This is a genomic window from Streptococcus sp. 20925_1_24 (assembly GCF_041432335.1).
GTDB lineage: Bacteria > Bacillota > Bacilli > Lactobacillales > Streptococcaceae > Streptococcus > Streptococcus mitis_BM.
In genome coordinates, this window is sequence record NZ_JAPVZM010000004.1 from 42,548 (window position 1) to 63,733 (window position 21,186).

Here is a 21,186-nt window from a genome sequence, read left to right on the forward strand (position 1 = left end):
GTTACGCCTTTTTCATCTGATCCTTTGCTTCTTTTAATTTTCCATATAGAAGATAGTCTACTTTTTGCAGTTCTGCTATGGTGGCACAATTAAGGGCACACATAATCAAGCGTAAATCTGCTTTCCATCCTTGAACAATGTCAATCACTTCTTCAATTGTGTAGGTTTCAACCAATTCTAGAACTGTTCGAGACAGTCCTACAGCCTTGGCTCCAAAGACCAAACACTTAATCATATCCAGCGGATTGCGAACGCCTCCACTGACCAAGAGTTCGACCTTGTCTTTCCAGTCTTGGGCATTGATAAGGGCTTGCATGGTGGACTGGCCCCATTGATTGAGATAATCACGCTGACCACTGCGACGGTTTTCAATATAGGCAAAGCTGGTACCACCACGACCTGACAGGTCAAAGGTTCGAACGCCCAATTCATAGGCTCTTTCAATGGTCTTGGCATCCATTCCAAAGCCCACTTCCTTTAGGACAATCGGAACAGGGATTTGCTTGCTATAATCTGCCAGATACGATTGCCAGCTTCTGAACATTCTTTCTCCCTCTGGCATGAGTAATTCCTGCATAACATTGACATGCACTTGTAGAAGAAGAGGATTCATCTCCGTCACAGTCTGAAGACCTAATTCGACAGGCTTATCCAGTCCAATATTGGTTCCAAGAAGGAGATTTGGATGACTAGACTTGACAGAAAAAGAGTCATCTGTAGGATCCTTGAGGGCTGCGCTATAAGATCCCGTCACAAACAAAATCTCACAGGCTTCTGCCACCTGAGCTAATTTTTGATTAATTTCTTTACCTTTTTCACTCCCGCCTGTCATGGCATTGATATAAAAAGGAAAGTCCCACTTTCGACCAGCAAACTCTGTCGACAGATTGATTTCATCCAGATCGTAAAGAGGCAAAGAAGAATGAATCAACTCCACCTCATCAAAGCTATTATAGGAACTTTTCTGCTCAAGGGCATAGCGGATGTGCTCATCCTTACGATTTGTCGTCATGTCCTATCCTTTCTTGGTATAAGAGCTCAATCCCCAGATCGGCCCAACGGTTTTTTAGGGTTTCAGTTGATTGCTCATCAAAACTCAAGGCAATACCACAATCACCACCACCAGCACCGCTACTCTTAGCAACAGCTTGCAGATCTTGACTAGCTTCTTTCAACTGTCTAAGCGAAGGCGTGTAAATATCTGCGCTCAAGCCTTCCAAGAGCATGCTAGCTACTTCTACTTGCTCGATGATTTTTTCTGCATTCCCCTGCTTCAATGCTTCTACCAAAGCAGCCACCGTTTCTTTTGAAGAACTTAAAAAATTCTGATTGATATTTTGCTTGATTTGCTGGACCATGTGACTCGATACAGCCACTTCCTTGGTCCATCCCACTAGGAAATCACATTCTAATGTTGGTTTCACTTGTGAGATAGAAAAGCCCCACTCACGCTCTAAAACTGTCGCCAAGTTTTCTTCTTCCAACCAAGCAGCTACCTTCTGACGATCAAAAGACTGGTAGAGAACCAAATCCTCTGCCACAATACAGGCAAGGTCTCCCATGGAACCATTGTCTCCTCGCTTGAGCAAGACAGCACTGGCCAGCTTGAATAAGAGATCCTGATCAACCGAAAAATCATACAGAGCCAGCAGAGCCTTGACAACCAAGATAACGACACTACCGCTAGAGCCTAGACCAAACTTTTTCCCTTCTCGTTCCATTTTTCCTCTGATTTCCAAAGAAAAAGGTCGCAAGGTCTGCTCACGATAAACGAGAAAATCTTCCACTAAAGCAATCGTTTCTTGAATCAAACTATAGTCAGGATTTGGTGTCAAATCCACTGCGAAATCAAACATATCCGAATAAATACGGTAGGTCTCAGAAAAAGCAATCTCACCCTTCATATAGATGGGAATGGCCTTTATCAAGGCTAACTGCCCTGGTTCTAAAATAGCATACTCACCTGCCCAATAGAGTTTTCCGCAAGTTTTAACAGCAATCATCTTGGCTCAAATCCTTTGTTTTTGACACAATCAAGCGATAACGTTGACCGAAGATTTCTGATAAATGCTCCAAGTCTTTCTCCTGACAGAGGACCTTGACATTGGGACCAGCATCCATAGTAAAGTAGCAGGATTCTCCTTGCTCGCGAAGCTGACGGACAAAGTCCATGGCTTCATAAGAGGCATCCGTCAGATAAGAAAAGGCTGGTGATGCTGTTTTGGTCGTGGCGTGCATAGACAGGGCATTTTTCTCCGTTAACTCCCCAACCTTGGCAAAGTCATTCTCTTTGAGATAAACCAGCATATCCTGATAATCCTTCTCAGACTGCCGCACCCAGTCGTCAAAAGTCGTCGAAGTTTCCACACAGAGTTTCATTCCGTCACGACTAGAAATTGGTTTTTTCTTGTCCTCTAGCACCAACATCATCATAGCTAGTTTCAAATCTGTCTCTACAGGGTAAATTTCCCCACTATCCTTATCCCAAGCACCTAGTGGTCCATAAAAACTCCGAGAAGAAGAACCTGAGGCAAACTTAGCCTCCTGTGCTAACTGACTTCTATCCAATCCAAGCTTGAAATAGGCATTGCAAGCCTTGACCAAGGCGGACAAACCACTAGAACTTGAGGACAGGCCCGCTGCAGTCGGCATATTGTTTTGAGTATCAATACGGACAAAACCCTCACCTTCTGGACGGTAGCGGTCAATAATCTTACTCATCTTAGCATGCTCCGCCTCATTTTGTAGCTGACCATTGATATAAAAGGCATCAGCTGTCGCATGGTCTGGCAAAGGTGACAAGGTCGTCTCCGTGTACATATTTTCCAAAGTCAGAGAGATGCTGCTAGTTGCAGGTACCATCTCTTTTTCTTGTTTCTTTCCCCAATATTTGATAATAGCAATATTTGCGTAGGAACGTACTGTTACAGGCTCTCTATCCATGTCTGAACAGCTCCTTTCTCTTCTAATCTTTCTGCTAGTTCTTGTGCGTGTGTTAAATTGTCTGCCAAGGCTATGATACAGCCTCCAAGCCCACCACCGCTCATCTTAGCACCCAGAGCACCATGGCTAAGAGCCGTTTCAACTAAAGAGTCTGCTTCAGGGCTACTGACACCAATTTCTTTTAAATGTAAATGCGCTTGACTGAGGATTTGCCCCAGTCCTTCAGCATCTTTTCGTGAAATCGCTTCTTCTGCCTGCTGGGTCAATTCTCCCAAAGCATGCAAAAACGGTAGGGCATCCTTGCCCTTACTTTGAACCACTTGAATGGCTTCACGAGTATGACCATAAACGCCCGTATCAGCAATCACCAAATAGGCGGATAACTCCATCTCAAGCTCTGTAAATCCTACGTTCTTGATAAAGCGAATAGGCTTGTCACTGAGACATGTCTTAGCATCTAAACCACTAGGATTCATATGGGCAATCATCTCCGCCCGATTGACCAAGATTTCTAGTACATCATGAGGCAGATTTGCCTGATAGTAGTCAAAAACCGCACGAATAGCCGCTATGCTGATAGCCGCTGACGAACCCATTCCCCGCTTCTCAGGGATAGCCGAGTCAATCTCACAGCGAATGCAGGCTTCTTTGATCTCCAAATACTCCAGTGAAGCATACACCGCCATGGACAAGGTATCTTCCTCATAGAGGCGCCAAGACCTCTCTGCAGGAACTACCTTACAAATTACCTCCACCTCCAAAAGAGGCAGGGAAATGGCAGGATAACCGTAAACGACCGCATGCTCCCCTATTAAGATAATCTTACTATGTGCCTGACCGACACCAATTTTTTTTGTCATTTTTTCCTTTTACTAGACGAAAAAACCGTCTCATCTTTTCATACAAGTATTTATTCTCTCCTATCTATTTTATTATATTTTCACAAAAAAAGCGATTGTTTCCATTCACAATCGCTTCTTTCATTATTGGATCCATTCACCATTATAGTTGACGTAGTAGCCATCTACAGTGGTATTCACTGCCAAAGCACCTGAGCTGTAAGCATAGTACCAGTTGCCATTGACCTGGAACCAACCTGTCTTCATATCGCCATTACTTGCATTTAGGTAGTACCAAGTTGAACCATCTTGATACCAACCAGTTGTCATAGCTCCTGATGAACGGAGATAGTACCACTTGTTACCAAGGTATTGCCAACCCGTTTTCATATCACCATTTTTATTATCTAAATAATACCAAGTTGAACCATCTTGATACCAACCAGTTGCCATAGCTCCTGATGAACGGAGGTAGTACCAGTTATTACCTAGATATTGCCAGCCAGTTTGCATTGCAGCAGTTGTTGGATCTAGATAGTACCAAGCTGAGTTATCATTGGTCCAGCCACGCACTAGCTCCCCAACCGTTAAACTGTCGATACGAGCATCGAAATTACCATCCTTCTGTAAATAATACCAGTGTCCCTCGTCATAAATCCAACCAGTTTTTAAAGTGTGATAGCTACGCTGATCTTCAAAATAATAGACTCGTTTCTCTGCTGGGCTATCATATTGTTCCCCATGATGTTTGTTGGTATTGGTAGCAGTTTTTGCTTCTAAAACTTGCTTGCCAACAAATTCTTGTAGGACCCCATCTTGGTTAAAGTAGTACCATCTTGGCATTGGCATAAATTCCAACCTCATACCATTAGGATAGGGACCAATTGTACTACCTTTAGATGGAAACGGGATATATTGCCAGCCGACAACCATTTCTCCTGATACATGATCAAAATAATAGGTCTTGCCATCAATCACTCGCCAGGCCTTTTCTTTGATGTCACCCTTCTTGTAGTAGGTTCTACCATTTTCTTGGACAAATTGCCAGCCTTCTGAATCAGAATCATCCGCCAATACTGCACTTGTTGATAGCAAACCGAAGAAAAAGACTGCTAATGCGATTTGCATCAATTTTTTTATTATTTTCATTAGACGTATCCTCCATAACTGATTATAGCAAAGACCAAACTGCATGTCAATATATAGAAAACCCCTCAAAAAAGCAGTTACATAACTGCAACTGCTTTTCTATTCTTGCATGGTGTAACCAACACCACGCACGGTTTTAATGTAGCTTTTTTGACCTTTTACATCAAGCTTGCTACGTAGATAACGGATATAGACATCCACGATATTGGTTTCGGTCGCACTTTCATACTTCCAGACACTTTCCAACAACTGCTCACGAGTCAGAACTTTCTTGCTTCCCATAAGAGTAGCCAAAAGGTCATACTCACGACGAGTCAGAGCAATCATCTCCTCGCCACGATAAACGGTATGATGTTCTACATCCATACGCAGATTGCGGTAAGACGTTGGAACCTTCATCTGACTACAGTGTTGGTCGATAAAGTCCCGACCTCGGAAAATCGCTGAAATACGAGCTACCAGACTCTCAATAATAACTGGCTTATAGATGTAAGAAACGGCAAAGCGTTGGATTGTCTCAATCTGATCTTGCAATTCTTCGCGATGGTCCAAGACCATTATCACTGAAGCTGGCTTAGTCCGACTCAGCTTCTCTGCAAAATCCTGGGCTGTCATATCCCCCAGACGAGCATTCAATAAAATCAAGTCATAGTCTGTCTGAAGAGCCGTGGAGAGGGCTTTTTGCCCCTCCTCAACCTGATCAACTCGGTATTGCTCTTTTTGGAGTTCCAAACTTAAAAAATGAGCTAGATTTCGTTCTTTCTCAAGTAATAAAATCCGTTTCCCCATGGCAGACCTACTTATTTTTCGTCATACCAAGAGTAGTGGAATGTTCCTTCTTTGTCTTTACGTTGGTAAGTGTGGGCACCAAAGTAGTCACGTTGCGCTTGGATCAAGTTAGCCGGAAGGTCAGCTGAACGGTAGCTATCAAAGTAAGTAATAGCTGCTGAGAAAGTTGGCACTGGCACACCAGCTTGAACAGCAAGAGCTACGATATCACGCACTGCTTGTTGGTACTTAGCAGTAACATCCAAGAAGTACTCATCCAAAAGAAGGTTAGCAAGGTCTGCATCACGGTTGTAAGCATCTGTAATCTTTTGCAAGAAACGAGAACGGATGATACAGCCATCACGCCAGATAGATGCGATGTCTGCAAATGGCAAATTCCAGTTGTTTTCTTTAGAAGCTACACGCAATTGCGCAAAACCTTGTGCGTATGAAATGATTTTTGAGAAGTAAAGGGCTTGACGAATCTTTTCGATCAACTCAGCCTTGTCTCCTTCAAATTTGAAGTCAGCTGGTTTTGGAAGAACCTTGCTAGCATGCACACGTTCTTCTTTGTAAGTAGAGATGTAACGTGCAAATACTGACTCAGTAATTAGTGACAATGGCACACCAAGGTCAAGTGATGATTGGCTAGTCCATTTACCAGTCCCCTTGTTACCTGCAGCATCAAGGATGTAGTCTACGATTGGTCCATCTTGACCTTCGTCGTCTTTACGGCTCAAGATATCAGCTGTGATTTCAATTAAGTAGCTGTCCAACTCACCCTTGTTCCACTCAGTAAAGATTTCAGCCATATCTTCTGCTGAAAGACCTAGCAAGTGTTGCATCAAGTCATAGCTTTCTGCGATCAATTGCATATCCCCATACTCGATACCGTTGTGAACCATTTTCACATAGTGACCAGCTCCATCAGGACCGATGTAAGTCACACATGGTTTGCCATCTTCTGGTGCTTTAGCTGAGATTTCTTCAAGAACATCCGCAACCAATTCGTAGGCCTCTTTTTGTCCACCAGGCATGATAGAAGGACCTTCAAGGGCACCTTTTTCACCACCAGAAACCCCAGTACCGATAAAATTGATACCTGAGTTTGCCAATTCTTCATTACGACGAATTGTATCTTTGTAGAAAGTGTTTCCGCCGTCAATCAAGATATCACCTTTGTCAAGGTGTGGAAGAAGGGCTTGGATAGTAGCATCTGTACCAGGTCCAGCTTGAACCATCAGCATAATACGACGAGGTTTTTCGATTGAATTTACAAAACTTTCAACGTCATAGCTTGGTACAAAGTTCTTTTCAGGATGGCAAGCAATTACATCTTCAGTTTTTTCTTTACTACGGTTGTAGATAGCAACTGTGTAACCACGAGATTCAATATTAAGGGCAAGGTTACGACCCATTACGGCCATACCTACGACACCAAAGTTAGCTTTTGTCATTTGACACTCCTCTTATTTAATTTGTTTTATTTTATCATTTTTACTTTTGAAAAGAAAGAATTTTGTAACGACTGCTTAGTAGTCCAAGTCATCCGCATGTCCAGAACCATTTCCAACAAAGTAACCTGTCTTACAGTTAAGGGTAAAGAGATAGGTTCCATCTGGCTTGTAGAGGTTGTAATAACCATTGCCATTAACGATATTGACACGTTCAAGGATGTATTGGTTACCAGTGATATAGCCACGTGAACGTGAAGTTGCTAAAATTTGCTCTAAGACACCATCCGCAAAATCCCAGGCAGAGTTATTACTATCATCAATAGCAGACTGATTATAGGCAACACGACTAGCACTTCTTTGAACAGCAACTCCTGCACTCGAGAGACCCATATTGACTTCACTGCGACTACTTCTAGTCTCATTTGAACTACTTGGTTTTGTCTCACTAATCGTATTTGAACTTGTTTGACTAGAGTTTGAACTGCTAGTTTGACTTGAACTTGAGCTAGAAACACTTGTTTGCTGACTCTTACCAAGACTGATAGCCTTATCTAGCACTTTATCAAGCTCCGTATTTCCAGTTTTAATATCCGTAAATTTAGCATCCGATTTGACTTTGGCATTGGTATCCAAAACACCATCCACAATAGCTGGTTTTTCAAATTGAGCATTGACATCTTGAATGGCCTTGATTTGCGTTGCTAGACTATCATACTTCGATTTGGCAAGCGTATGTTCACGACTACCTTCCAGCTTATCAAGCAAGGTTTTGAGTTGACTCAGTTTATCAAACTGGCTATTCTTCAAAGCCGTTTTATTGCTATCTGTATAAAAGGCATCGTATTGGCTATTGAAATCTTCTAAAATCGGCTGAACATTCTGCTCGCTAGACGATGATTGAGAAGTTTGGATTTCCTGTGTTGAGCGATTCACTTGACGGTAAACATAATAAGCACTGACACAGATAATCACTGATACAAACGCCAAAGCGGTTAAAACAAATCCTTTTTTGCTTTTCTTTTCTGAGCCTTCTTGTTCCAGACGAGAAAGGTTTTGCTCCTCTTCCACTTCTTCAGTCATTTCTATTGGATTTTCATCCTCTAGCAATAGAGAATCCAAGCCTTGCTCCTCATCGTCCAGAGGCAAGGGTGGTAAGATGTCTTCAGAAGATGGAACTTCCTCCGAAGAAGCTTCTGACTCCTCTACAGCCTCACGCACCTCTTGAATTAAATCATCCAGACTCTGAGTTTCGACTAACTCCTCTTTTTTGTATTGACGAGTCGCAAACTTATCTGCTTCGATTTCATCTTTATGTTGTTTAACATACTTGTCCAAAATGGAATCCTCAGGCAAGACCCCTGCTTCCACTTCTTCATTTTTACGAATGGCTTGACCAACTGTTAGCTCTTTTGCTTCATCAAAATCAAATCGCGGTTCTTGGACTTCTTTTTTATGACGATTCCGTCTTTTCTTACTCATGGGTATTCCTTTCTATTTTAACTCTTGGCGTTTAACACGCTGACCAAAATATTGATACAGATCCACTTTCAAGGTTCCGTTGTATAACTTACGTTTCTTATCCGCCTGACTACCATACTTACTTTCAAATGCTTCATCACTAGTTAGGATAAACTTACTCCAAGTTTTCAGTGGTGTAAATACTTGCCCCATCTCAGCATAGAGCTTGGTCACCCCTGCATCATCTGATAAACGTTCTCCATAAGGCGGATTTGAGATAATCACGCCATTGATTTTATCAGAACGTAAATCCTGAACGCGCATCTGCTTAAAAGTAATGTCTCCTGCAACACCAGCTGCCTGAGCATTAGCTTTAGCAATTTCCACCATGCGAGCATCAATATCACAGCCCATAATATCCAGTTCCAGCTCACGGTCCACTTTTTTAGCCGCCTCTGTGCGCACTTCTTGAATCAAGCGATCGCTAATCCAGTTCCATTCTTCAAAAGCAAAAGAGCGACGAAGTCCTGGTGCCATCTTTCGAGCAATCATGACTGCCTCAATACAGAAAGTCCCCGAACCACAGGTCGGATCAATCAAAGGCTTGTCTGGATACCAGTTAGAAAGTTGTAAAATAGCTGCCGCCATGTTTTCCTTGATAGGAGCGCCACCCTTTTCCGTACGATAACCACGTTTAAAGAGGCTAGACCCGGTCGTATCAATCATGACAGTTGCCACATCTTTGAGAATAGAGACCTCAATCTTAAACTCTGGGCCATTCTCCATCAGAGGGACACCTTCTGGGCGAGCATAGTGTTTCTGCAATTTCTTAACAACAGCTTTCTTAGAAATAGCCTGAACACTCGGCTCATTGTGAAGTTTAGATTTAACACATTTGGCCTTGGAAATCGGGAACCGAGCTCCGAGTGGTAAATAATTTTCCCAATCTAAAGCAAAAACTCCCTGAAACAGTTCTTCAAAAGTCTTAGCTGGGAAAGTTCCTACGATGATCTTGATACGATCTGCTGCTCGAAGCCAGAGGTTGGTTTCGATAATAGCTCTGACGTCTCCTTGAAAACGAACACGTCCATTTTCAACCTGACAATCGTAGCCCAACTCTCGCACTTCTCGTCCCACAACAGCTTCAAGACCTGCTGCCACAGTTGCAATTAAATTAAATTCTTTTTTCATGTTACAGTCTTGCAAGACCTTTCTATATGTCCACTTTAAAAAATGAGGTTGAGAAAATTTCTCAGCCCCAACCTATATGCAATTTTCTATAAGCCATGTTTTGTTCCAGAAGTGACTAGGACCACTTCCTTCGATAATCATCTGTCTACCACTAACAGCTCTAGCTGATAGCAGTCAGAATACTACGTTCGTTTCCGCGTACTCCATGCCCCGACCAAAATTTGGGTTGCTAGCTTGAGGGGTTTACCGCGTTCCACTCTCTCCGTTTCCAGAAAGACTCCGTCACTGTGGCACTTTCAAGCCTACTCTGACCTATCCAAGGACTTAGCCATTTCAACTGCCGTAACGATTTCTCGTCCCTAGGCTTATGGTTTCGCCTAGCACAAACACTACAGGCATCACAGCCTGTGCTAGCATGGACTTTCCTCATGAGAAGCAACTCTCCTCACGCGATTATCCAAAAATTGCACATCTCAAATAACTACTTAGAAATCTGAGTTATCTAAAATTTGTTTACCAAAAACTTCTTTTTCCAATCTATTCAGACGTTTCAAAATATCAAAATTCGTCATAGAACTTGTAGTTGCCGCTTCCATAGGCTCTGCTTGAACTGGTGAAGGTTTCGGTTTACGAGCCAGTTCTTCCTTCAAATCCGCAATTTCCTGACGAAGTGACTTGACCAAGGCAGCATAGGTTTCATAATCCTTAATGACATCGTCTAAAAACTCATCAACTTCTACCTTGCTATACCCTCGGACTTCACGCCCAAACTCTTGTTCAAAAATATCTTTCGCTGAAAAAATAATACTTGCCATGTCTCTCTCCATTCTCGCTTGCTAGTATTATTATATAAAAAAAGCCAAACAAAAATCAAGGTCAAAGCTTCAATTTTCGGAAAAATTTTCAGCAAGTTCATTTAATTGATCAAATGTTAATCTCTTTATAAAATAGTCCTCTTGGTTTTTCATCTTTTGGTAAAAATAAGCTAATTTCGTTTCATTTTCTTCATCATAAAAAAGATAGGAACTATTCGTGTTTTCCAGTAAAAACTGCTGGTAGTCTCTTAACTGCCACTTGTGTTCATAGCGAGGATAGGCATATTTGACAAAGTCTACCTGCTTAAAACGACTCAGTTTCATCTGATTGCCTTCATTCCAATTTTCCCCATGGGTTTCAAAATCAAAAATGGTGGCCAACTGGAAACCGTACTCTGTCTTCATTTCCTGAGCAACCTCTAAAACCCAATATTCAAAGCCCAAAGTCCCTGTAAATACAAGCCAAGTCACCCCATCTGCTGCCATAGCTTCTAAATCTTTACGTATCGCTTTTTTAATCAATTTAAGACGAGGATCCTTGTCAGAAAACAAACCCAAATCAAAAGTAGAATAGCCTAAAACCAAAGCTGTAGTCATTTTTAACCCTTCCTGTGCAAATTTATGATATAATAGAGTGATGTTATTGTACCAATAAGGAGAATTATGGTCAACTATCCTCATAAAATTTCATCACCAAAAAGACAAACATCTCTTTCTCAACCCAAAAATTTCGCAAATCGAGGAATGTCTTTTGAAAAGATGATCAATGCTACCAACGACTACTATTTGTCTCAGGGATTGGCAGTTATACACAAGAAACCAACTCCTATTCAAATCGTACGAGTGGACTATCCACAACGAAGTCGTGCCAAGATTGTTGAAGCCTATTTTCGACAAGCTTCAACGACAGACTATTCTGGCGTTTATAAGGGATATTACATCGACTTTGAAGCTAAGGAAACAAAACAAAAACGTGCGATTCCGATGAAAAATTTCCATCCACATCAGATTCAGCATATGGAACAAGTCCTTGCCCAACAAGGAATCTGCTTTGTCCTTCTTCACTTTTCTTCTCAGCAAGAAACCTACTTATTGCCGGCATTCGATTTAATTCGCTTCTATCATCAAGATAAGGGACAAAAATCAATGCCACTTGGATACATACGAGAATACGGTTACCAGATAAAACTAGGGGCATTCCCACAAATTCCCTATCTCGATGTTATCAAAGAACATTTACTAGGTGGTAAACAAGATGAATAAATACATTCTTATGCGAATATTAAAGTATACTGGAATCTTTTTCCTAACTCTCTTTATCGCATTATTTCTATTGGGCGGGGGTGTTTTCCTCTATTTTGTGAGCAAAGCTCCAGCCCTATCAGATAGTAAATTAGTTGCAACAACTTCTAGCAAGATTTATGACAATAATAACGAACTCATTGCCGATCTGGGCTCTGAACGCCGAGTAAACGCTCAAGCTAACGAAATTCCTACTGATTTAGTCAAAGCTATCGTGTCTATCGAAGACCATCGCTTCTTTGACCACAGAGGGATCGATACGATTCGGATTATGGGGGCATTCTTACGTAACTTACAAAGTAATTCTTTACAGGGGGGATCAACCCTAACCCAGCAGTTGATTAAGTTGACCTATTTCTCAACATCAACTTCGGATCAAAACATCTCCCGAAAAGCACAAGAGGCTTGGCTAGCTATCCAATTGGAACAAAAAGCTACCAAACAGGAAATTCTTACCTACTACATCAATAAGGTCTATATGTCAAATGGTAATTATGGAATGCAGACAGCAGCCCAAAATTACTATGGAAAAGATCTAAAGGATTTATCTTTACCTCAATTAGCTTTGCTAGCAGGTATGCCTCAGGCACCTAACCAATACGATCCTTACTCTCATCCGGAAGCAGCACTAGACCGTCGTAATTTAGTTCTTTCAGAAATGAGAGGGCAAGATTACATTAGTGCTGAGCAATATGAAAAAGCCGTCAACACACCTATCACTGATGGTTTACAAAGTCTTAAATCGGCTGCTACTTATCCAGCATATATGGATAACTATCTAAAAGAGGTTATTGAACAAGTAGAGCACGAAACTGGATATAATCTTCTTACTACTGGGATGGAAGTCTACACAAATGTAGACAAGGGAATTCAACAACGACTTTGGGATATTTACAATACAGATGAGTATGTCTCTTATCCAGATGATGACCTTCAAGTAGCCTCAACTATCGTAGATACTTCCAATGGTAAAGTCATCGCTCAACTTGGAGCACGTCACCAAGCAAGTAACGTTTCATTTGGTACCAACCAAGCTGTGGAAACCAACCGTGACTGGGGATCAACCATGAAACCAATCACTGATTATGCCCCAGCCTTAGAATACGGTGTATACGATTCAACTGCAACTACTGTCCACGATATTCCTTATAACTATCCTGGAACAAGTACCCCTGTCTACAACTGGGATCGAGCATATTTTGGTAATATTACTCTGCAATATGCCCTTCAACAATCTCGTAACGTACCTGCCGTTGAAACACTAAACAAGGTTGGTTTAGACAGAGCCAAAAACTTCCTAAATGGTTTAGGAATCGACTATCCTGTAATACACTATTCAAATGCTATTTCAAGTAATACAACTGAATCTAGTAAACAATACGGGGCAAGCAGTGAAAAAATGGCTGCGGCTTACGCTGCATTCGCTAATGGCGGTATCTACCATAAACCAATGTACATCAATAAGATTGTCTTTAGTGATGGTAGTGAAAAAGAATTTTCTGACGTTGGTACAAGAGCTATGAAAGAGTCTACTGCCTACATGATGACAGAAATGATGAAAACAGTCTTGACATCTGGAACAGGTTACAACGCCTATCTGCCTGGAATTCCTCAAGCAGGTAAAACAGGTACTTCTAACTATACAGATGAAGAAATCGAAAATCATATCAAGTCGAATCAACTTGTAGCACCAGATGAACTGTTTGTCGGTTATACTCGTAAGTATTCAATGGCCGTTTGGACAGGCTATAGCAATCGTCTCACTCCTATTCTAGGCGACGGTCTCACAGTTGCTGCTAGAGTCTATCGCGCTATGATGAGCTACCTTGCTCAAAATAACCATCCTGGAGATTGGACAATGCCTGAAGGACTATACCGAAGTGGCCAGTTCGTATTCCAAAATGGAGCCAGAAATACATTAAATACTCCTGACACACAACAAACACAATCAGAAGTAGAGAATCCCTCTACCACAAATGAAAATACAAGTACACAAGTAACACCTACTCCTGGTCAACAATCAAATAATCCTGCTCCAACGAATCCAAATCAGGGACAGCCTGGCCAACAAATCCAACAACAACCACAGGCCCCTCAATTTCAACAACCACAACAGTAAATACGAAAAATCCTGAGAGTTAGAAATTCTCAGGATTTTTTTACTACAAGATAGCTAATACTCAACGAAAATCAAAGAGCAAACTAGGAAACTAGCCGCAGGTTGCTCAAAACAGTGTTTTGAGGTTGCAGATGGAAGCTGATGTGGTTTGAAGAGATTTTCGAAGAGTATAAAAGAGTCGGCTACAAACCAACTCCCTTACCTTTATTTGACATGTTTGGCAAGTTCTTCTTGCGCTTTTTTATTGGATTCTTCTTTTTCTTTCATCCATTTATCTTGAGCTTTTTGGTATTCATCTACAGTGACTGCCTTATCTTGAAGTTCCAAGTATTTGTATAGGAGTGGATCACTTGTCCCCTTGTTACCAGAGAAGGCAAACGGCATCGTAAATGGTACCATCTTAGACAAGATTGGGCGACCAGTAAGTGTTGTTGTTGGGATAATCAAGGCACTATCTGTCAACCAAGCTTGGGCTGTAGCATATTTATCATATCGTTTTGCTACATCTGTTGTCTCATTTCCAGCTTCAGTTACTAATTTCTCATAGTCGTTTAGACCTACAGTTTTAGCTGCAGCATTATCTGTACCAGAATCGAAGCCAAGGTAGGTTTTAGTGTTTTCACCAACTGATGGTTTGATAATATCGAGATAAGTTGATGGATCCGCAAAGTCTGGAGACCAACCAACATTATCTGAAATATCCCAATCTTCCCCAGCTGCTGTTTCAGCAAAGTAGGTAATATTCAAGACTTCATCTTTTTGTAGTTGTTGAATATCAATTACGACATTATCTGTACCCAAGGTTTCTTCAACCGATTGTTTGAAAGATTGAACACGTTGAACTTTTGTAGTTGCTGTCTGGTCAACTGGCATATCCAAATGAATTGGGAAGGTCACGCCTTCTGCCTGTAAAGCTGACTTAGCCTTGGCAAATTCGGCCTTGGCTTTTTCTGGATTGTAGAGACCATCTTGTGCATCAGCCAGATTAACATCCTTCCATTCATCCCCATAGGTTACTAATTTTTCTTTGACCATATCGCCAAAGTTTTTCCCATCTGCTTGAACAAATGTTGGTGGCACAAAGAGATTACGCAAGATTTTGCTTGCACCACTGGCACCGTTCACTTGTGAAGCATATGCTGTACGATCAAAACCAAAGGCAATAGCCTGACGGAAATCCTTGTTTAAGAGAGCCTTTTTAGTAGATGTCTTTTGTTCGTCGCTAGTCTTAGAAGTATATTTATAGGACTGACGATCAATATTTGTTCCCACTAGATACGTAGTCGAGTCTTGTTGAGTATAGACAATATTGTCTTTCATACTCTTCTCAAGCTCTGCGAAACTTGCACTTGTTGGATAGAGACGAGCTGCTGTAAAGCTTCCATCCTTAAAGTTTTCTGCTGGTTTGCTGGTATCTTGACCATCCCAGAATGACAATTTAATCTTGTCAACATGAACATTGTCCTTATCCCAGTAGTTAGGATTTTTCGCAAATTCAACGGAAGATTTAGCCACAAGAGATTTTAACAAATAAGGACCATTATACAAGATACTGCTTGGATCCGTAGCTTTGGCAAAATCATCCCCTTTTGAGTTCAAAAACTCTTCATTGACTGGCGCAAGTACACCCATAGTTGTTTTAGAATTCCAAAAAGTTTCAGGTTTGTTCAAGGTGTATTGGACTGTTTGATCGTCAAGGGCTTTAATCCCGACTTGAGCAAAGTCTGTGGTCTCACCTTTTGCATAGGCATCTAGACCTTTGATTGAATCTTGTACCAAGTAAAGGGCTTGTGATTTCTTATCTGTTGCATATTTAAGACCTGTCACAAAGTCCTGTGCCTTAACAGGAGCATACTCTTCACCTTCTGCAGTATACCACTTGGCATCCTGACGAATCTTATAAGTATAAGTCAAGCCATCCTTAGAAACTGACCAGTCTTCTGCCATAGAGGGAACAAGATTCCCATAACGGTCATTTTCAAGCAATCCATCAATCACATTACTAGTAATGTTTGAAGTAGCTGCCTTACTGGTTGTTAAGTAGTTGAGATTATCTGGGTCTGTCTCGTAGGTAAATGCAAAGGTCTGTTCACCTTTAGCGCCTGAGCCCCCTGAACAAGCAGCTAAAACACCCGCTGCTAATAAAGTCACTCCCGCAAGAGCCAATACTTTTCTTGTTTTCATAGTCTTCTCCTTTGTTTTTTTATTCATTATAGACCCTTTTTCAAGTCCTGTCAATATAATTTTCTGAATTTTAGAAAATTATTTTTTAAACAAAAACTTTGCAAAAATATGAATATTATCAAAAATCCCTCAACTACATCACATAGTCAAGGAATTTTTAATACTTTTATAAATGAGAACTGGTGATCAATTTTACTTATTTAATCTAACTCATTTCTTACACACTGTAAAGCTGCTCCAATTACTTGGTGCATATCGTAATAACGATAGTGTCCTAAACGACCACCAAAGATAACATTCCCTTGCTCATCAGCCAATTTTTTATACGATTTATACAAATGATTATTACGATCATTATTAACTGGATAATAAGGCTCATCACCTTTTTCCCATGTTTTGGAATGTTCTTTAGTAATGATAGTCTTTGCTTGACTCCCAAACTCAAAATGTTTGTGTTCAATAATGCGAGTATATGGGGTATCAGCATCAGTATAGTTGACAACTGCATTTCCTTGGTAATTTTCCATATCCAGGGTCTCATTTTCAAAACGAAGACTACGATACTCTAGTTCACCCAACTTATAATCGAAGAATTCATCAATCATACCGGTAAAGACAATCTTAGGGAAGTCCTTCATATATTGCTCTTTATTCGCAAAGAAATCAACATTTATTTCAACATCAATATTTTCATGATCCAACATTTTTTCAACTATTTGAGTGTAGCCACCTATTGGAATCCCTTGATAGGTATCGTTAAAATAGTTGTTATCATAGGTCAAACGTACGGGCAAACGGCGAATGATAAAAGCTGGAAGTTCCGTAGTTGGCTTGCCCCACTGTTTCTCTGTATAGTCCTTAATCAATTTTTCATAGATGTCTGTACCTACTAGAGATATAGCCTGTTCTTCCAGATTTTCAGGAGTTTTGCCATTTAAAACAGCACGTTGCTCCTCAATCTTAGCTTGCGCTTCTGCTGGCGTTACAACTCCCCAAAGTTTATTAAAGGTATTCATATTGAAAGGAAGGTTATAAATCTCTCCCTTATAATTTGCAACTGGGGAGTTTGTGTAACGGTTAAACTCTGCAAACTGATTTACATAATCCCAGATTTCCTTATCCGAAGTATGGAATATATGAGCACCATACTGATGAACTTGAATTCCTTCCTCTTCACGAGTATAGATATTACCCGCGATATGATTTCGTTTCTCAATGACTTTTACTTTTTTTCCTTTTAAGGCTGCTTCATGGGCAAAAACTGCACCAAAAAGACCAGCACCAACAACAAGATAATCGTACATCTTAAGTTCCTTTGGAGTTTATTATCTGCCTCTTTTATTAGACTAGAAAAATCATTCTATTGCTTATCTTACTTCTTGTTTGTAAAATTCTTTCAAGGCATCTTGCCAGGTTGGAATGACAAATCCAGTAGCTTTAGCTTTAGAAAGGCTCATTGTTGAGTTTAGCGGACGTTTAGCTTTTGCTGGAAATTGGCTTGAATCTACTGGCTTGATTTCCACATCTGTATCTTTCAAAATTTCAACTGCAAAATCATACCAAGTTGTGTCTTCTGTAGCATCGTTTGACAAATGATAATAACCAAATTCCTTGCGGTTTTCAGCCAGGTAGGTCATGAACTCAGCCAAGGTACGAGTCCAAGTCGGACGACCGTGCTGGTCATTTACAACTGTTAAAGTCTTATGATTTTTCGCAAGATTTTGCATGGTAAAAACGAAATTTTTGCCATAATTTCCAAATACCCAGGCAGTACGGATAATATAGAAATTAGACACATGCTTCTCAACTAACTCTTCTCCCATACGCTTAGTGCGTCCATATTCTGTCTGTGGGTCTGGTCGGTCATCTACTTCCCACTCTTCTCCAACTGGTTTCTTACCGTCAAAAACATAGTCAGTGGAAATATAAACTAGAGTTGCACCATGCTTTTCAGATGCTTTTGCGACATTTTCTGTCCCCGTAACATTGATGGCATAGTCCAATTCTTTCCCTTCATCCTCTGCTGCATCAACAGCGGTGTAGGCAGCACAGTGGTATACTAAAGTCGGTTTAACTTCTTCAAAAACTTTCTCAACCATTTCTTCATTGGTAATGTCCATCTCAGCCACATCTACTGCTACGTATTCTTCATTACGCTCATCCAATAAATAACGAAGTTCAGTTCCTAATTGACCATTTGCTCCTGTAATTAAAATCATATCTATACCTTTCTAATTTGCAACTCTTCCCAATATAGCAATAAAAAGTAACGATTTCCTGCTTTTTATAATTTAATAATCTCCTGAGTCTTAGCATAATTGGCTTCAACAGCCTCTTTCTCTGCTTTCCACCATTCTTGGTTATCCGTATACCACTTGATTGTTTCCTTGAGCCCAGCTTCAAAGTTGATGAATTCTGGTTTCCAGCCCAACTCATCACGGAGTTTGCTTGCATCAATCGCATAGCGAAGGTCATGTCCTGCACGGTCAGTCACATGGTCATAAGCATCCGCAGCTTGCCCCATTTCCTTAAGGATAAGTTCCAAAACTTCCTTGTTATTCTTCTCACCATCAGCCCCAATCAAGTAGGTTTCACCGATTTGACCTTTTGTCAAGATTGTCCAAACTCCTGAAGAATGGTCATTGGTATGAATCCAGTCACGAACATTCTTACCTTCACCGTAAAGTTTTGGCTTAATTCCACTTAGGATGTTAGTAATCTGACGTGGAATGAATTTTTCGATGTGTTGATAAGGACCGTAGTTGTTTGAACAGTTGGAAATAGTTGCCTTGACTCCAAAAGAACGCACCCAGGCTTTGACAATCAAGTCTGAGGCAGCCTTGGTTGATGAGTAAGGAGAGCTGGGATTGTATTTGGTATCAGCAGTAAATTTCTCACCTGGTCCTTCACCATGACCTGGCAAATCCTTGCGTAGAGGGAGATCACCATAAACCTCGTCTGTAGATACATGGTGGAAACGAAGATCGTATTTACGTGCTGCTTCTAACAGAGTATAGGTTCCGATGAAATTTGTATGGATAAATGGTGATGGATCATTGAGTGAATTATCATTGTGGCTTTCCGCCGCATAATGAACGATAGCATCTGCTTGAGCAACCAACTTGTCTACCAACTCTGCATCCGCAATGTCACCAACAACTAACTCAACACGATCACCCAAAATTTCCTCAATATTAGAACGGTTCCCAGCATAAGTCAACTTGTCTAATACTGTTACGTGAACATCTGGAAAGTTCTCGTAAACATAGTGGACAAAGTTAGAACCGATAAAACCAGCTCCACCTGTCACGATAATATTTTTGTATTCAGTCATATTCTTTCCTTTTTACAAATCTTCTTTTTTCAAAGGTTTTACATCCTTAAGTAGTGGATGATTTTTATCTGCTTCTGAAACCTCTGCTTCTGCAAGATTTTCCCATTCAATGCCAAGGCTTGGATCAGCATAGTTCACAAAGGCATACTTGGGTTTGAGTTCAAGAGCCCAGTAGTCATTGACCAGATAACTATAAGAAACTGTATCTGATAGGACTTGAAAACCATTGGCCACGCCTCTAGGAACAAAAATTCCCTTGCTAGCATCAATAACTGTCTGATAGGTATTTCCGAAGGTTTCTCCTTCACGTAGATCAACCCAAGAACCCAGAACTTTCCCTCCATCTGCTACAGAGATGTACTTATCCCATGGTTCTGCATGCAAGCCACGGAGAACATTTTTGCGTGAGAAGGATACATTGTTTTGCAATTTTCCTTCTGCAAAGAAAGACTCTGGAAATCCAAGTGGCAGCATTTTTTCCTTTTGGAAATTTTCTTTAAACCAGCCACGGTTGTCTCCATGCACAGGGATATCAAACTCCAGCATACCTGGGATTGCATCAACCTTGTGTGCTGCAAGTGTCTTGCCGAAAAATTTATCTGTCATCTATGCTTCTCCTATCAAACGGAGCAGATACTGCCCGTATTCATTTTTCTTAAGTGGTTGGGCTAAGGCCAACACATCTTCGCGACTGATATAGCCCATGCGGTAAGCAATTTCTTCCAAGTTTGCTACCTGAACATTTTGCATACGTTGAACTGTTTCGATATACTGTGAAGCCTCTAGTAAACTTTCATGAGTTCCAGTATCTAGCCAAGCAAAGCCACGTCCCATAACCTCAACGGATAAATCTCCACGATCTAGGTAAGCCTTATTTACATCTGTAATTTCCAGTTCACCACGAGGACTTGGTTTAATACTCTTAGCAATTTCAACTACATCATTATCATAAAAATAGAGTCCTGTAACTGCATAGTTTGAACGAGGGTTTTCTGGCTTTTCTTCTATAGAAATAGCGTTCATATCCTTGTCAAACTCAACTACACCAAAGCGCTCTGGATCCTTCACATGGTAGCCAAAAACAGTTGCTCCCGACTCCTTACTAGATGCTTTTTGTAGCATCTTCGAAAGACCAGGCCCATGGTAGATATTGTCACCTAAGATTAGCGCAACGCTATCATCACCAATAAACTCTTCCCCAATGATAAATGCTTGTGCCAAACCATCTGGACTTGGTTGCTCTGCATAAGAAAGTTTGATCCCAAACTCAGATCCGTCTTGAAGAAGCTCTTTGAATCGATGTAAATCCTGTGGAGTTGAGATAATCAAAATATCCCTAATCCCAGCCAACATCAATGTTGAAAGTGGGTAGTAAATCATTGGTTTATCATAAACCGGCATAAGTTGTTTTGATGCAGCTCGAGTCAACGGATATAAACGTGTCCCCGAACCACCTGCGAGAATAATACCTTTCATACTATAGTCCCTCCTTTTTAAATTTGTTTTCATGAGTTATGTTTTACTTAGTTTGAAAAAAAACATAATAGACAGCAATTTATTTTTTAATCTTTTATTGCTTTGATTTCATTCACTTTAAAAAATTATCCTAATATTAAATCAAGAATCG

The 21,186-nt window shown here is 40.8% G+C and carries 19 protein-coding genes and 1 other RNA gene; 2 read left to right on the forward strand and 18 right to left on the reverse strand.

The genetic code is table 11. The features are described 5' to 3' along the window. Window position 1: 1 nt before the first annotated feature. From fni to O3650_RS03210, 12 genes are all read right to left on the reverse strand, one after another. Complete coding sequence (fni, locus tag O3650_RS03155; RefSeq protein ID WP_261074635.1) at window positions 2-1,012, reverse strand: type 2 isopentenyl-diphosphate Delta-isomerase; 1,011 nt, start codon at window positions 1,010-1,012, stop codon at window positions 2-4. Further along, window positions 996-2,003 (reverse strand): phosphomevalonate kinase, encoded by a 1,008-nt coding sequence (locus O3650_RS03160; RefSeq protein ID WP_371491583.1) that lies wholly within the window; start codon window positions 2,001-2,003, stop codon window positions 996-998. Before O3650_RS03160 ends, fni begins: the two co-directional genes overlap by 17 nt. Then, window positions 1,990-2,943: a diphosphomevalonate decarboxylase gene (gene mvaD, locus O3650_RS03165; RefSeq protein ID WP_371491585.1), complete on the reverse strand. Its 954-nt coding sequence runs from the start codon at window positions 2,941-2,943 to the stop codon at window positions 1,990-1,992. Before mvaD ends, O3650_RS03160 begins: the two co-directional genes overlap by 14 nt. Continuing rightward, window positions 2,925-3,803 carry a mevalonate kinase gene (mvk, locus tag O3650_RS03170; protein WP_371491587.1) on the reverse strand — a complete coding sequence of 293 codons (879 nt, stop codon included), beginning with the start codon at window positions 3,801-3,803 and terminating at the stop codon, window positions 2,925-2,927. The genes mvaD and mvk overlap by 19 nt, the downstream gene beginning before the upstream one ends. 123 nt (window positions 3,804-3,926) lie before the next feature. Further along, a complete protein-coding gene (cbpF, locus tag O3650_RS03175; protein ID WP_371491588.1) occupies window positions 3,927-4,931 on the reverse strand; it encodes a choline-binding protein CbpF in 1,005 nt (334 codons plus the stop codon). Between the two features lie 99 nt (window positions 4,932-5,030). Continuing rightward, window positions 5,031-5,720 carry a response regulator transcription factor gene (locus O3650_RS03180; RefSeq protein ID WP_203176633.1) on the reverse strand — a complete coding sequence of 230 codons (690 nt, stop codon included), beginning with the start codon at window positions 5,718-5,720 and terminating at the stop codon, window positions 5,031-5,033. A gap of 11 nt (window positions 5,721-5,731) precedes the next feature. Continuing rightward, window positions 5,732-7,156, reverse strand: a complete 1,425-nt coding sequence (gene gndA / locus O3650_RS03185) for an NADP-dependent phosphogluconate dehydrogenase (protein ID WP_000158785.1) — start codon at window positions 7,154-7,156, stop codon at window positions 5,732-5,734. Between the two features lie 75 nt (window positions 7,157-7,231). Further along, a complete protein-coding gene (locus tag O3650_RS03190) occupies window positions 7,232-8,635 on the reverse strand; it encodes a cell division site-positioning protein MapZ family protein (protein WP_203176631.1) in 1,404 nt (467 codons plus the stop codon). Window positions 8,636-8,647: 12 nt separating this feature from the next. After that, window positions 8,648-9,805: a class I SAM-dependent RNA methyltransferase gene (locus O3650_RS03195; RefSeq protein WP_060805235.1), complete on the reverse strand. Its 1,158-nt coding sequence runs from the start codon at window positions 9,803-9,805 to the stop codon at window positions 8,648-8,650. 84 nt (window positions 9,806-9,889) lie between these two features. Beyond that, window positions 9,890-10,270, reverse strand: an RNA gene (gene rnpB / locus O3650_RS03200) — RNase P RNA component class B. A 20-nt stretch (window positions 10,271-10,290) separates the two neighbouring features. Beyond that, window positions 10,291-10,620 (reverse strand): cell division regulator GpsB, encoded by a 330-nt coding sequence (gpsB, locus tag O3650_RS03205; RefSeq protein WP_049533777.1) that lies wholly within the window; start codon window positions 10,618-10,620, stop codon window positions 10,291-10,293. A gap of 69 nt (window positions 10,621-10,689) precedes the next feature. Further along, complete coding sequence (locus O3650_RS03210; RefSeq protein WP_261083392.1) at window positions 10,690-11,217, reverse strand: DUF1273 domain-containing protein; 528 nt, start codon at window positions 11,215-11,217, stop codon at window positions 10,690-10,692. A 66-nt stretch (window positions 11,218-11,283) separates the two neighbouring features. On the opposite strand from O3650_RS03210, the gene recU reads away from it, so the two are divergent. Beyond that, the gene (gene recU, locus O3650_RS03215; RefSeq protein WP_101781610.1) at window positions 11,284-11,883 is read left to right on the forward strand and encodes a Holliday junction resolvase RecU; all 600 of its coding nucleotides are present in this window, start codon (window positions 11,284-11,286) and stop codon (window positions 11,881-11,883) included. Beyond that, on the forward strand, window positions 11,876-14,041 hold the full coding sequence (gene pbp1a / locus O3650_RS03220; protein WP_261083394.1) for a penicillin-binding protein PBP1A: 2,166 nt from the start codon (window positions 11,876-11,878) through the stop codon (window positions 14,039-14,041). Before recU ends, pbp1a begins: the two co-directional genes overlap by 8 nt. A gap of 204 nt (window positions 14,042-14,245) precedes the next feature. Here pbp1a and O3650_RS03225 read toward each other — a convergent pair whose 3' ends face one another. The 6 genes from O3650_RS03225 to rfbA all read right to left on the reverse strand — a co-directional run bounded on the left by O3650_RS03225 (window position 14,246) and on the right by rfbA (window position 21,035). Continuing rightward, window positions 14,246-16,225 carry a peptide ABC transporter substrate-binding protein gene (locus O3650_RS03225; RefSeq protein WP_261074627.1) on the reverse strand — a complete coding sequence of 660 codons (1,980 nt, stop codon included), beginning with the start codon at window positions 16,223-16,225 and terminating at the stop codon, window positions 14,246-14,248. Window positions 16,226-16,425: 200 nt separating this feature from the next. After that, window positions 16,426-17,529: a UDP-galactopyranose mutase gene (gene glf / locus O3650_RS03230; protein WP_060805240.1), complete on the reverse strand. Its 1,104-nt coding sequence runs from the start codon at window positions 17,527-17,529 to the stop codon at window positions 16,426-16,428. 63 nt (window positions 17,530-17,592) lie between these two features. Beyond that, window positions 17,593-18,444 (reverse strand): dTDP-4-dehydrorhamnose reductase, encoded by an 852-nt coding sequence (rfbD, locus tag O3650_RS03235; RefSeq protein WP_261083395.1) that lies wholly within the window; start codon window positions 18,442-18,444, stop codon window positions 17,593-17,595. A 65-nt stretch (window positions 18,445-18,509) separates the two neighbouring features. Beyond that, on the reverse strand, window positions 18,510-19,559 hold the full coding sequence (gene rfbB, locus O3650_RS03240) for a dTDP-glucose 4,6-dehydratase (RefSeq protein WP_261083397.1): 1,050 nt from the start codon (window positions 19,557-19,559) through the stop codon (window positions 18,510-18,512). A 12-nt stretch (window positions 19,560-19,571) separates the two neighbouring features. After that, window positions 19,572-20,165, reverse strand: coding sequence for a dTDP-4-dehydrorhamnose 3,5-epimerase family protein (locus O3650_RS03245; protein WP_033680696.1), 594 nt, complete (start codon window positions 20,163-20,165; stop codon window positions 19,572-19,574). Then, entirely contained in the window at window positions 20,166-21,035 is an 870-nt protein-coding gene (gene rfbA, locus O3650_RS03250; protein ID WP_060805242.1) for a glucose-1-phosphate thymidylyltransferase RfbA, read from the reverse strand. Window positions 21,036-21,186 lie beyond the last annotated feature (151 nt).